A 13,043-nucleotide genomic window follows, 5' to 3' on the forward strand; every position below is an offset into this window, starting at 1 on the left:
CGCGCCGGGGCCGCCCTGTTGCTGCGATGCCCCTTTCCGCGGTGGCCGGCGATGGGTCACCATCGATGGCCATGAAAAAGCGCACCCCCGTCGATCTCGGCGCCCCCGAGCTATACATCAATCGCGAGCTGTCGGCGCTGGAGTTCAACTTCCGTGTCCTGGCCCAGGCCTCCGACCCGGACGTGCCGGTCCTCGAGCGCCTGCGCTACCTCACCATCGTCAGCAACAACCTCGATGAGTTCTTCGAGGTGCGCGTGGCGGTGCTCAAGCACAAGCACGCGCTGGGCGCGGTGCAGCCCGGGGCCGATGGCCTGTCGTCGGGCGAGATCCTCTCGCGCATCCGCGAGCGCACGCTCGAGCTGGTCAGCGAGGTGTACCGCATCTGGCACGAGGAACTGAACCCGGCGCTCAACGCCGAGGGCGTGGCCTTCCTCACGCGCGATCGCTGGAGCGAGAAGCAGCGGCGCTGGCTGCAGGGCTATTTCCAGAACGAGATCATGCCGGTGCTCTCGCCGCTGGGCCTCGACCCGGCGCACCCGTTCCCGCGCATCCTCAACAAGACGCTGAACCTGGCGGTGGTCCTCAAGGGCCGCGATGCGTTCGGCCGCGAGGGCCACATGGCGCTGGTGCGCGCGCCGCGCTCGCTGCCGCGCATCATCCGCATCCCGGCCGAGGTCTCCGGCGGCGCCGGCGATTTCGTCTTCCTGGCCGAGGTGCTCCAGGCCTTCGCCGACGAGATCTTCCCCGGCTTCCAGGTATGCGCCGCGTACCAGTTCCGCGTCACCCGCAACAGCGAGCTGGTGGTGGAAGAGGCCGAGGTGGAGAACCTGGCCCGTGCGCTCAGCGAGGAGCTGGCGGGCCGCGGCTACGCACGCCCCGTTCGCCTCGAAGTGGGCGCCGACTGCCCGCGCGCCATCACCGACATGCTGAAGGCGAACTTCCAGCTCGAGGACGCCGATGTCTACCGTTGCGACGGCCCGGTCAACATCATCCGCGCGGGTGTCATCTACGACCAGCTCGACCGCCCCGAGCTGAAGTTCCCGCATTTCACGCCGCGCCTCACGCCCGCGTTCGCCAAGGGCGTGAACGAATTCGACGTGCTGCGCGAGCGCGACGTCATGATGCACCACCCCTACGAGTCGTTCGCGTCGGTCGTCGAGCTGCTCCGCCGCGCCTCGCAGGATCCGGGCGTCCTCGCCATCAAGCAGACCCTGTACCGCGCCGGCCGGGATTCCCCGCTGGTCGACCTGCTGGTGGACGCCGCGCGCAACGGCAAGGACGTCACCGTGGTGATCGAGCTGCGTGCGCGCTTCGATGAGGAAGCCAACATCGGCCTGGCCAACCGCCTGCAGGAGGCCGGCGTGCAGGTGGTCTACGGCGTGGTGGGCTACAAGACGCACGCGAAGATGCTGCTCATCGTGCGCCGCGAAGGCACCGGCCTGCGCCGCTACGTGCACATCTCCACCGGCAACTACCACCAGGGCAACAGCCGCGGCTACACCGATATCGGCCTGATGACCGCGAACCCGGAGATCGGCGAGGACATCCACAAAGTGTTCCAGCAGCTCTCGGGGCTGGGGCCCATGATCCAGCTGAAGCGCCTGCTGCATTCGCCGTTCACGCTCTACAGCAGCGTCATGGGCAAGATCGAGCGCGAGATCGCCCATGCGCAGGCGGGCAAGCCCGCGCGCATCACCGCCAAGCTCAACGCGCTCAACGAAGCGCACGTGGTGGAGGCCTTGTACCGCGCCTCGCAGGCCGGCGTACGCATCGACCTCATCATCCGTGGCGCATGCACGCTGCGCCCGGGCATCAAGGGCGTGTCGGAAAACATCACCGTGCGTTCCATCATCGGCCGTTTCCTCGAGCACAGCCGGGTGTACTGGTTCGCCAACGACGGCGAGCCGGAGCTCTACTGCGCCAGCGCCGACTGGATGGAGCGCAACCTCATGCGCCGCATCGAGGTGGGCGTGCCCATCCTTGAACCCGACCTGGCAAAGCGCGTGTACGACGAGACGCTCGACAACTACCTGCGCGACAACACGCAGGCCTGGATGCTCGGGGCCGAGGGCCGTTACACGCGCCGCCACCCGGCCGCGGGCGAGCTCCCGCATTCGGCGCAGCAGGCGCTGCTGGCGAAGTACTGCGGGTGACGCGGCGCATCCTGCTCCTGTCGGTATCCGCGGGCGCGGGGCACGTGCGTGCCGCGGATGCGCTCGACGCCACCGTGGCCACGTTGGCCGTGCAGGGCGGCGCGGTGGAGGCCCGCCACCTCGATGTCATGGATTTCGTGCCGTCGAGCTTCCGTCGCATCTACGCCGATTTCTACCTCAGCCTGATCACGCGCTACCCGCGCATCTGGGGCATGCTCTACCGCATCACGGGCGATGCCCGCCCCGATGCGGTCGTGCAGCGCATGCGGCGCACCATCGAGCGCCTGAACACGCGCCGCCTGCGCGCGGCCATCGCCGATTTCGCCCCCGACGCCATCATCTGCACGCACTTCCTGCCCGCCGAGATGCTCGCGCGGCAGATCCGCAAGGGCCGGGTCACCGCGCCCGTCTACCTGCAGGTCACCGACTTCGACCTGCACCGCATGTGGGTGGTGCCCGGCATGACGGGCTATTTCGCCGCCAGCCCCGAGATCGCCCACCGCATGCACGCCGTGGGCCTGCCAATGGAGCGCGTGCACACGACGGGCATCCCCGTGATGCCGGCGTTTGCTGAAACACATGATCGCGCCGCGCTCGTGGCGTCGTTCGGCATGGACCCCGCGCGCCCCGCATACCTCGTGATGGGTGGCGGCGCGGGCGTGGGTGCGCTCGACGAACTGGCCGATGCGCTGCTTTGCGCCGGTGGCGATTTCCAGCTCGTGGTGCTTGCCGGCCGCAACGCCGGGATGCTCGCCCGGCTGCGCAAACTCGCGGACGGCAAGCACGCCGGCCGCCTGTTCCCGCAGGGCTACACGAAGCACGTGGAACGCCTCATGGCGTGTTGCGACCTCGCCATCACGAAGCCCGGCGGCCTCACCACCTCGGAGTGCCTCGCCATGGGCCTGCCGATGATTGTGAACGCACCCATCCCGGGCCAGGAGGAGCGCAACGCGGATTACCTCATGGAACAGGGCGCGGCCTGGAAGGCCATCGATGCCGTGGCGCTGGCATGGCGCATCAACGCGCTGCACGACGATCCCAGCCAGCTCGCGGGCATGGCCGCGCGCGCGCGCGCCATCGGCCGGCCGCAGGCGGCACGCGACGTCATCGACATCGTCCTTGCGCAACTGGGGCATGCATGAGCCATTCCCCGCGCCGGCGCGTGGTCTCCGTGCTCACCACCGCCCTGTTCGCCTTCCTGCTGGCCTTCCTGTTCGCCCACGTGGAGGTGGAGATCGAAGGGCCGCACGGGTGGGCCACCAGCCTGCCCACGTGGCGCATCGAGAACAGCTGGGTGCTCGACCTGCTGTGGGGTGGCCGCCCCATGACGGGTTACCACGCCTGGGTGTTTCCCTTCATCGCGCTGTTTTTCCACTTCCCCATGGTGTTCCGCGGGTTCTGGAGCTGGCGCGCGCAGGTACGCGTCATCGCCTGCATCATGCTGTTCTGGGTGGCCGAGGATGGCCTTTGGTTCATCCTGAACCCCGCGTTCGGCCTGGCCCGTTTCAACCCCGCGAACGTGCCCTGGCACCGCCACTGGTGGGGGCCGGCCCCCACCGATTACTGGGTGTTCGGGTTCCTGTGCATCCTGCTGTTCGCGCTGTCGGCCATGCCGAAACCGCGGACGGCGATTTCCCCTAAACCGTGAAGGCGTGAGAAAATCCGCCGATACGCTGCTGCGGACGTCTCCCTTGGCCACATCAGGTAAATCGCAGATCAACGATGGCGAATTCCTCGCCGCCGTCGACCTCGGCTCGAACAGCTTCCACATGGTGGTGGCCCGCTACGAGCACGGTGAACCCCGTGTCATCGACCGCCTGCGCGATTCCGTGCGCATGGCCGTGGGCCTGCGCCCCGATGGCACGCTGGACGCCGCCCACCGCGCCGCCGCGCTGGCCAGCCTCGCCCGGTTCGGCCAGCGCATCGCCGGCATCCCCGCGCTGCACGTGCGTGCGGTGGCCACCAACACGGTGCGCCGGCTCGCGTCGCCCCATGCCTTCCTCTCGGCCGCGGAAGCCGCGCTGGGCCACCCGGTGGAAATCGTGTCGGGCCGTGAAGAGGGCCGCCTGATCTTCCTCGGCGCCTCGCACGACCTGCCCGCCTCGCGCGACCACCGCCTCGTCATCGACATCGGCGGCGGCAGCACCGAGTTCATCATCGGCCGCGGCACCTCGCCCCTGCTGACCGAAAGCGTGCAGGTGGGCTGCATCGCCTCCACGTTGCGCTTCTTCCCCGGCGGCAAGATCAGCCGCAAGCGCTGGCAGAAGGCGCGCCGCGAAATCGGCGTGCTGCTGCAGCAGTTCTCCGAGGATTACCGCGAGGCCGGCTGGGCCGACGCGTATGGCTCCTCGGGCACCGCCAAGGCCATCGGCTCGGTGGTGCGCGCGATGAAGCTTTCCGACGATGGCATTACGCCCGACGCGCTGGCCGCCGTGCGCGAGGCCATGATCGAGCAGGGCGCCGCAGGCGCGCCGCTGAAGCTGCCGGGCCTTGCCGACGACCGGGCGGAGGTGTTTGCCGGCGGCGTCGCCATCTTCGAGGCCGCGTTCGAAGCCCTGGGCATCGAGCGCCTGCGTGTCTCGGAGAGCTCCATGCGCGAAGGCGTGCTATGGGACCTGATCGGCCGCTCCGCGGGTACCGACCCGCGCATGGCCAGCATTGAATCGCTCGCCAGCCGCTACGGTGTCGACCGCGCCCAGGCGCGCCGCGTCGAGACCACGGCGCTGTCGCTGTTCGACCAGCTGGCCAAGGCGTGGAAGCTGGACGAAGACGGGCGTGAGTGGCTGTCGTGGGCCTGCCGCGCCCATGAGCTGGGCCTGGCCATCGCGCACAGCCAGCACCAGCGCCACGGCGCTTATATCCTGCGCCACGCCGACATGGCGGGTTTTTCGCGGCAGGAGCAGCAGCTGCTGGCCGCCATCGTCGAATCGCACCGGCGCAAGCCGGAGAAAGCCGTGATAAGCGCGCTGCCCGTGCGCTACCGCGCGCTGGCCCGGCACATCACCGCCATCCTGCGCCTGGCCGTGCTGTTCCGCCGCGCGCGCCGCGCCGAGTCGCTGCCGCGCATCCGCGTCAACGCCACGCGCCAGCGCCTGCGCCTCACCCTGCCCGCCGACTGGCTCGACCAGCACCCGCTCACCGAGGCCGACCTCGAGCAGGAACGCGAGCCGCTGGCCGACCTGGGCCTGGAACTCGAAATCGTCACTGAATAAGCCGCGGCCGTGATCACCCCGGCAAGGGGTATCATGGCCCGGTTGTCCTCTCGCACACGCCGGTCGCCCATGCTCAAAGCCGTCCTCGCCAGCCTCCTCCTCGCCCTGCCCGCGGCCACCCTGGCGCAGCAGGCCAAGCCGGCGGCGCCCGCGCCCGGTCCCGTCGACCACCCGCGCGTGGTGGTGCACACCAGCCAGGGCGATTTCACCCTCGAGCTGTTCCCGGAGAAGGCGCCCAAGAGCGTCGCCAACTTCCTCCAGTACGTGCGTGACGACTTCTACGATGGCACGGTGTTCCACCGCGTGGTCGATGGCTACATGGTGCAGGGCGGCCTCTACAGCCGCGACCTCACCCAGCGGCGCACCCGCGCGCCCATCCCCAGCGAAGCCGACAACGGCCTGTCGAACCTGCGCGGCACCGTGGCGGTGGCGCGTGGCGCCGACGCCAATTCGGGCACCTCGCAGTTCTTCGTCAACCTCGTCGACAACCGCCGGCTCGATTACGTGAGCAACCAGAGCGGCCTCACCTGGGGCTTCGCGGTGTTCGGCAAGGTGGTCCAGGGCATGGAGACGATCGACAAGATCGCCAAGCTGCCCACCCGCGCCCAGGGCCCGTTCGTGGGCGATGTGCCAAACCCCCTGGTGGTCATCAACTCGGCACAGGTGGTGGGCGAGGAGAAGGCCGCGCCGGCTGCCTCGTCGTCGGCGGGCAGCGTGAAGCCGGCACCCGCCGCGCCCGCACCTGCCGTCCCGGCCGCGGCCCCGGCGAAAAAAGCCACCGAGAAGAAGCCGGCGGCCAAGACCACGCCATGACCACGCTGTTCATCGCCGACCTGCACCTCGACGACGCCCGCCCCGAGATCACCACGCTGTTCGAACGGTACCTCGCCTCGGAGGAAGCCCGCGGTGCGAACGCGCTTTACATCCTTGGCGACCTGGTCGAGGCATGGATCGGCGACGACGACGATGCCGAGCTGCCCAACCGCATCGCCCACGCCACCCGGGCCGTGCGCGACGCCGGCGTGCCCGTGTACTTCATGGTGGGCAACCGCGATTTCCTGCTAGGCCAGGCCTTCGCCGAGCGGGCGGGCATGGCCTTGCTCGACGATGGCACGGTGCACGACATCGAGGGCACGCCCACGCTGCTGATGCACGGCGACGTGCTCTGCACCGATGACGTCGAATACCAGGCCGTGCGCAAGCAGGTGCGCACCGATGCATGGAAGCAGCAGATCCTCGCCATGCCGCTGGCGGCGCGCCGGGCCTTCGCCGCGCAGGCCCGCAGCGACAGCAAATCGCGCACGGGGCGCATCGATGAAACCATCATGGACGTGAACCAGGGCGCCGTCGACGACGCGATGCGCCAGGCCGGCGTCACCCGCCTCGTCCATGGCCATACGCACCGCCCCGCGGTGCACGACTTCACACTGGGCAGCGAACCCGCTCAACGCATCGTCCTGGGCGATTGGTACGACCATGGGTCGGTGTTGCGTATCGAGCCGGGCAGTGTCGAGTTGCGTGGGTTGACGGCGCGTTAAGAGCGTCGCCCACAGGGTGGGCTCCTACAGGGGTCCGTCGTTGCATGGGTGCGCTGTCGTAGGAGCCCACACCCGTGGGCGATGCTTTACGACAACGAAGCCAGCCAGGCAAGCTCGCTCTGGGAAAACCCCGCCTCGCGCCGCGCCGCCACGTTGAACGGCCCGCGCAACGAGCCGTGCATGTAGTCGTTGAGCAAGGTGGCGAACGTCGCCTCCGGGTCGATGCCATCGCGGGCGCAGCACCAGTGGAACCAGCGCGTGCCGGCGGCCACGTGGGCCACCTCCTCGCGCAGGATCACGTCGAGGATGGCCACTGTGCGCTCGTCGTCCTGGTGGCGCAGGCGATCCATCATGCCGGGCGTGACATCGAGGCCACGCGCCTCGAGCACGCGTGGCACCAGCGCCATGCGCGCCGTATCGCTGTGCGCGGTTTTCTCGGCCATTTCCCACAGGCCATTGTGCGCGTCGAAATCGCCATAGGCGTGGCCGAGTTCGCCGAGGCGGCCCTGCAGCATCGTGAAGTGCCGCGCTTCGTCATTCGCGCACGACGCCCAGTCGGCGTAATACGCCGCTGGCTTGCCACGGAACCGGTAGACCGCATCCCATGCCAGGTCGATGGCGTTGAATTCGATATGCGCGATGGCATGCACGAGCGCCACGCGCCCTTCCGCCGTGCCAAGGCCACGCTGGGAGAGCTGCCGCGCAGGCACCAGCCGCGGCCGTGCTGGCCGCCCGGGCAAGGCGATAGGCGTGGCCGGCGGCGACGACACATCGGGCGCAAGCTCGCCGGCCTGCAGCCGGGCGAAGGTCTCGAACGTGAGCCGGACCTTCTCGGCGGGCTCCGCCGCGTCGAGGCAGCGGCGGGCGGCGGCGTGGAGGTCGTGCATCGGCGGTGGCTCAGGCGGTACGGCGCTCGGTCTTGGCGTTGTCCGAGCGCATGGCTTCCTGCTGCTCCAGGAAGGCCGAATCGACGCCCGTGACGTACTCGCCCGAGAAGCACGAGGTATCGAATTTCTTCAGGTCCTCGTTGCCATCGCTTACGGCCCAGATGAGGTCGTCGAGATCCTGGTAGACAAGCCAGTCGGCGCCAAGCAGCTTCTCCACTTCATCGACCGTGCGGCCGGCGGCGATGAGCTCGGACGCGGCGGGCATGTCGATGCCGTAGACATTGGGGAAGCGCACCGGCGGCGCGGCGGACGCGAAATAGACGTTCTTTGCGCCAGCATCGCGGGCCATCTGGATGATCTGGCGCGAGGTGGTGCCACGGACGATGGAGTCGTCGACCAGCAGCACGTTCTTCTTGCGGAACTCGAGGTCGATGGCGTTGAGCTTGCGGCGCACCGATTTCACGCGCTCGCCCTGCCCCGGCATGATGAAGGTGCGGCCGATGTAGCGGTTCTTGACCAGGCCCTCGCGCATGGGCACGCCCAGCGCCTGCGCCAGCGAGCTGGCGGCGGTGCGCGAGGTGTCGGGGATGGGGATGACGGCATCGATGCCATGGTCGGGGCCGCGCTCGCGCAGGATCTTCTCGGCCAGCTTCTCGCCCATGCGCAGGCGCGCCTTGTACACCGATACATCCTCGATCATGGAATCGGGGCGCGCGAGGTACACGTATTCGAAGATGCACGGCGCATGCACCGCGCCCTCGGCGCAACGCCGGGAGAACAGCTGGCCGCCTTCGGTGATGATGACGCCCTCGCCCGGCTCGATGTCGCGCACGCGCTTGAACCCGAGGACATCGAGCGCGACGGACTCGGAGGTGATGGCGTATTCGCGACCCTCGGCCGTGACGCGCTCGCCCAGCACCAGCGGGCGGATGCCGTTGGGGTCGCGGAAGGCGATGAGCCCGTAGCCCAGCACCAGCGCGATGCAGGCGTAGCCGCCGCGGGCGCGCGCATGGACGCGCGACACCGCCTCGAACACGTGCTCGGGGGTGAGGTCGCTGCGGTCGTGCAGCTGCAGCTCGTGCGCCAGCACGTTGAGCAGTACTTCGGAATCGGAATCGGTATCAATGTGGCGGCGATCGTCCTCGAACATCTCCTTGCGCAGCTGCTCGGTGTTGACGAGGTTGCCGTTGTGGGCGAACGCGATGCCGTAGGGCGAGTTCACGTAGAACGGCTGGGCCTCCTCCGTGCCTTCGGAGCCGGCCGTGGGGTAGCGGCAGTGGCCAATACCGATGCGGCCGCGGAGCTTGCCCACGCCGGCCGAATTGAACACGTCGCGCACGAGGCCGTTGCCCTTGTGCAGGCGCAGGCGCGCACCGTCGACAGTGGCGATGCCGGCGGCATCCTGCCCGCGGTGTTGCAGGACGGTCAGGCCGTCATACAGGGCCGATGCCACTTCCGTGGTACCGACGATGCCGATGATTCCGCACATGGTGTTGCCTTCTACGAAGAGGCCGCCGTGGACGCGGCAGCGGGGTGAGCCTGGGTATTGTCGCGCGTTTGCCCGGGGATCGGCAGGTCGCGCAATTTCATGAGATCGTCCTTGCTGGGGAGCTGGACGTCCGGCATTTTCATGTTCTTCAACGCCTCCGGCGGGTGCATGTAATCACGCACGTTGGCCGGGATCTGCTCGCCGATCCACGCGGCGGGCGCGCTGAACTGCTGGAGCATCATCGATTCGTGCCACCACGGGTCCCTGGGGAGGGGCGTGAAGCCAAGCATGAACACCACGAGGCTGACGATGAGCACGCCGCGCACGAGGCCGAACAACATGCCGAAGAGGCGATCGGTACCCCCCAGCCCCGTGCTCGCCACCAGGCGCGACACCAGGAACCGGATGATGCCGCCGATGACCAGGACGACGACGAAGGCGATGGCGTAGCCGATGCCCACGCGGGCGGTGGCGTTCGACACCGAGCCTTCAAGGTAATGCGCAAGCTGGGGGCCGATGGCCCAGGCGATCCAGAACGCGGCCACCCAGATCACCAGCGACAACACCTCTGAAATGAGGCCGCGCGCCAGGCCGATCAAGACCGAGATGAAGAGCACCGCCAGGATGACGTAATCGGCCCAGTTCACTTCGCTACCCCCCATTGAGCGACGCGCGCGTGGCCCGGCCCCTTACGGAGCCGACACCACGACGCCATCCAGGCCGACCTTGGCCTTGATCTGGTCCTTGAGGCGCACGGCGTCGTCGCGCTGCGTCTGCGGCCCGGCGCGCACGCGCCAGAGCTTGGCGCCGCTGCTCGCGGCCACCGTATCGACATAGCCGGCGATGCCCGCGCCGCGGAGTTTATCGCGCAGGCGGTTGGCTTCGGCCTCGCTGCTGACGGCGGCCACCTGGACGGCGAAGCCGCCCGCGCGCGGCGCGGCGGCCGGCACGGCGGCGGCCTGGGCCTGCTGCTGGGCGGTGGCCGGTGCGGCGGCAGGCTTGGGCGGGGCCGGCACGTCGGCCGTTTGCGTTTCCGGCTTGGACGACAGCGACGCCGGGGCGCCCGGGACGGCGGCGGTGATCTTCAGGCGCGCGGCCTCGGCGGCGGCACGCGTCTCGAAGGGGCCGGCGGTGACACGGGTGAGCGACTTGCCAGCCTGGTTCATGGCGGCGGTGCTGACCGGGTAGCCTAGCGCGCGCACTTTCGACACCACCGCGTCGGCCTTGCTGCGGTCGGCGTAGGCGCTGAGGTTGATGCTGTAGCTGCCACGACCGGCCGTGCCGGCGGGCATGGCGGCCGGTGCATCGGCCGGTGCCGGGGTGGCGGGGGCGGGCCTGGCCGGCGCCGGCTTGTTCGTGGCGGCGGCGTTGGCCGGCTGGTTGAAATCCTCCGGCAGGGCATCGGCCGGCTTGCGCGAGGCGATGTCGACGGAGGCGAGGCGGCTGCCATTGCCCGGCGCGGTGGTGGCCTGCGGCGTGGCGGCGGGCACCTGCGCGGTGGCCGGGCCGGGGGCGGCGGCAGGCTGCGCGCCCTGGCCTTGCGGCGGGGCCTGCGTGGCGGCCGGGGTGGCCGTGCCGTTCGGGGAGACGTCCAGCGTGCGCGACTGCAGTTCGCGGTCGGGGGCCGGCGGAATCTCGAGGCTCACCGTCTGGTCGGCGTCGCTCTTGGGCGGCGTGCTGGAGAACAGCATCGGCACGATCAGGACAAGCAACGCGATGAGGACGGCGGCACCCAGCAGGCGTGTTTTCAAGGAAAGCTCCATTCGGCCGGCGCAATGCGGATCGCCGCGATTATAACCGGCAATGGGTGGGGCCCGGTGGCCCCGCCCGCGCCGTCGTTCACGCCCGCGTCGAGAGCGCCGCGCCCGCGACGAAAAACGAGCCGAACAGGAGGATGGTGTCGGCCTCGCCCGCGGCCTCGCGCGCGGCCTGCCACGCCGCGGCCACGCCCGGGTGGGCCTCGCGCGATGCGTCCGGTAGTGTCGCGGCCAGGCTGGCTTCAAGGGCGGCGGCGGGCAGGCCGCGTGGCGTGTCGCCGTCCAGCCCGGCCAGGAACCAGCGATCGATGCGCGTTCCCAGCGCGGCGATGACGCCGCCAACGTCCTTGTCCGCCAGCGCGCCGTACACGGCGAACACCTTGCCGCCGCCAGGCGCCGCGTCGAGCCAGGCGGCCAGCGCGCGCGCGGCTTGCGGGTTATGCCCCACGTCGACGAGGGTGAGGGGCCGTTCGCCGATGCGCTGCAGGCGGCCGCCCACCTGCACCCGCGCCAGTGCCGCGGCGATGGCCGCGTCAGGCACCGTGAGCCGGGCGCGCAAGGCGTGCAGCGCGGCGATGGCGGCCGACGCATTGGCGTACTGCACCGGCGCGGCCAGCGCGGGCCTGGGCAGTGCGCGCACGGTGCCGTCGGTGTGGAACCAGCGCCAGGTCGCTTCGGGCGTGCCCTGCCCCTGGGTTTCCCACCAGTACGACGAGCCCGCCCGCTCGATCGACGCGCCCAGCCCGCGCAAGGCCTCGAGCAAGCCCTCGGGGGGCGCCAGTTCGCCCACGACGGCCGGCTGCCCTGCCCGGGCGATGCCGGCCTTCTCACGGCCGATGCTGTCGCGGTCGTTGCCCAGCCACGCCTGGTGGTCAAGGTCGATGGTGGTGATGACGACGAGGTCGGCGTCGATGATGTTCACCGCGTCGAGGCGCCCACCCAGCCCCACCTCGAGGATGGCGACGTCCACGCCAGCGCGCGCCATGAGGTCGATGGCGGCCAGCGTGCCGAATTCGAAGTAGGTCTGCGTCGTGCCGCCGCGGGCGGCTTCGATGCGCTCGAACGACGCCACGAGGTCGGCATCCACGGCGTCCACGCCATCGATGCGCACGCGCTCGTTGTAGCGGACGAGGTGCGGCGAGGTGTAGCAGCCGGTGCGGTAGCCGGCGGCGCGCAGCATGCCCTCCAGCAACGCCACCGTGGAGCCCTTGCCGTTGGTGCCGCCCACGGTGATGACCAGTGGCGCGGGGCGCGGGGCGCCCATGGCCTGCCACACGCGGCGGACGCGGTCGAGGCCCAGTTCGATCTCGTGGACGTTGGTGGTTTCCTGGTAGGCCAGCCACTGGTCGAGCGTACGGGTCATGCGCCCACCTCCGCGCGGCCGAGTTCGCGCAGCCAGAAATCCAGCACGTGCGGCGTCGCATCGGCGGCGCCGCGCTCCTTCCACGAAAGCGTACAGCTCATGCCCGGCCGCGGCGTGTACCCCCGGCCGCGCCAGAACATGTCATTGGAACGATACGCCGACGGTGCGCGGGGGTCGCCGGGGTCACGCCGCACCGCGCAGAAGGCCGTGTAGCGAAAGCCGCCGCAGGCCCGGGCATGGGCCTCGCGCGCGTCGAAGAACGCGTGCCCGATGCCACGGCCACGCCACGGCGCCAGCAGCACCGATTCGCCGAAATAGAAGACGTCGCCGAGGGGGATGCCCTTATCGAGGAACGCCTGGTGGAACGCTTCGCCGTCGTCCGCCAGCGGGATGCCCGTGGAGGCCCCGACCACCTCGCCGGCATCCGTGCGCGCCACCACGCACACACTGCGGGGCGACGCCGCGTAGGCGGCCAGGTAATCGCGCTCGTAGCCGCGATCGCCCTCGTAGAGATAGGGCCAGTCGCGGAATACCGCGATACGCAGGCCGGCAAGCTCGTCCACCACGGGCAGGATGCGCTCGCCCACGTAGGGGATAACCGTGATGCCAGGAATGTGTCGCATGGCGGAAAGCCCAACGAAAGA

The 13,043-nt window shown here is 69.7% G+C and carries 12 protein-coding genes; 6 read left to right on the forward strand and 6 right to left on the reverse strand.

Going from position 1 to position 13,043, the window contains the following annotated elements; all coding sequences use genetic code 11:
- Positions 1 to 65: 65 nt before the first annotated feature.
- The 6 genes from ppk1 to VI08_RS02315 all read left to right on the forward strand — a co-directional run bounded on the left by ppk1 (position 66) and on the right by VI08_RS02315 (position 6,903).
- Positions 66 to 2,153, forward strand: coding sequence for a polyphosphate kinase 1 (ppk1, locus tag VI08_RS02290; protein ID WP_045827983.1), 2,088 nt, complete (start codon positions 66 to 68; stop codon positions 2,151 to 2,153).
- Entirely contained in the window at positions 2,150 to 3,295 is a 1,146-nt protein-coding gene (locus VI08_RS02295) for an MGDG synthase family glycosyltransferase (RefSeq protein WP_198148821.1), read from the forward strand. Before ppk1 ends, VI08_RS02295 begins: the two co-directional genes overlap by 4 nt.
- Positions 3,292 to 3,801 carry a hypothetical protein gene (locus VI08_RS02300; protein ID WP_045827904.1) on the forward strand — a complete coding sequence of 170 codons (510 nt, stop codon included), beginning with the start codon at positions 3,292 to 3,294 and terminating at the stop codon, positions 3,799 to 3,801. Before VI08_RS02295 ends, VI08_RS02300 begins: the two co-directional genes overlap by 4 nt.
- Before the next feature lie 43 nt (positions 3,802 to 3,844).
- On the forward strand, positions 3,845 to 5,365 hold the full coding sequence (locus VI08_RS02305) for a Ppx/GppA phosphatase family protein (protein WP_045827905.1): 1,521 nt from the start codon (positions 3,845 to 3,847) through the stop codon (positions 5,363 to 5,365).
- 69 nt (positions 5,366 to 5,434) lie between these two features.
- The gene (locus VI08_RS02310) at positions 5,435 to 6,178 is read left to right on the forward strand and encodes a peptidylprolyl isomerase (RefSeq protein ID WP_045827906.1); all 744 of its coding nucleotides are present in this window, start codon (positions 5,435 to 5,437) and stop codon (positions 6,176 to 6,178) included.
- Positions 6,175 to 6,903, forward strand: a complete 729-nt coding sequence (locus VI08_RS02315) for a UDP-2,3-diacylglucosamine diphosphatase (RefSeq protein ID WP_045827907.1) — start codon at positions 6,175 to 6,177, stop codon at positions 6,901 to 6,903. Before VI08_RS02310 ends, VI08_RS02315 begins: the two co-directional genes overlap by 4 nt.
- An 86-nt stretch (positions 6,904 to 6,989) precedes the next feature.
- On the opposite strand, the gene VI08_RS02320 is transcribed toward VI08_RS02315, so the two are convergent.
- The 6 genes from VI08_RS02320 to VI08_RS02345 all read right to left on the reverse strand — a co-directional run bounded on the left by VI08_RS02320 (position 6,990) and on the right by VI08_RS02345 (position 13,022).
- Positions 6,990 to 7,790, reverse strand: coding sequence for a ferritin-like domain-containing protein (locus tag VI08_RS02320; RefSeq protein WP_045827908.1), 801 nt, complete (start codon positions 7,788 to 7,790; stop codon positions 6,990 to 6,992).
- Between the two features lie 10 nt (positions 7,791 to 7,800).
- The gene (purF, locus tag VI08_RS02325) at positions 7,801 to 9,279 is read right to left on the reverse strand and encodes an amidophosphoribosyltransferase (RefSeq protein ID WP_045827909.1); all 1,479 of its coding nucleotides are present in this window, start codon (positions 9,277 to 9,279) and stop codon (positions 7,801 to 7,803) included.
- 11 nt (positions 9,280 to 9,290) lie between these two features.
- A complete protein-coding gene (locus VI08_RS02330) occupies positions 9,291 to 9,941 on the reverse strand; it encodes a CvpA family protein (protein WP_232309433.1) in 651 nt (216 codons plus the stop codon).
- Positions 9,942 to 9,968: 27 nt separating this feature from the next.
- The gene (locus VI08_RS02335) at positions 9,969 to 11,030 is read right to left on the reverse strand and encodes an SPOR domain-containing protein (protein ID WP_045827985.1); all 1,062 of its coding nucleotides are present in this window, start codon (positions 11,028 to 11,030) and stop codon (positions 9,969 to 9,971) included.
- Between the two features lie 88 nt (positions 11,031 to 11,118).
- The gene (folC, locus tag VI08_RS02340; protein ID WP_045827910.1) at positions 11,119 to 12,399 is read right to left on the reverse strand and encodes a bifunctional tetrahydrofolate synthase/dihydrofolate synthase; all 1,281 of its coding nucleotides are present in this window, start codon (positions 12,397 to 12,399) and stop codon (positions 11,119 to 11,121) included.
- Positions 12,396 to 13,022 carry a GNAT family N-acetyltransferase gene (locus VI08_RS02345; RefSeq protein ID WP_045827911.1) on the reverse strand — a complete coding sequence of 209 codons (627 nt, stop codon included), beginning with the start codon at positions 13,020 to 13,022 and terminating at the stop codon, positions 12,396 to 12,398. Before VI08_RS02345 ends, folC begins: the two co-directional genes overlap by 4 nt.
- Between the last annotated feature and the right edge of the window lie 21 nt (positions 13,023 to 13,043).

It is taken from the genome of Luteibacter yeojuensis, from assembly GCF_000964085.1.
Taxonomy (GTDB): Bacteria; Pseudomonadota; Gammaproteobacteria; order Xanthomonadales; family Rhodanobacteraceae; genus Luteibacter; species Luteibacter yeojuensis_A.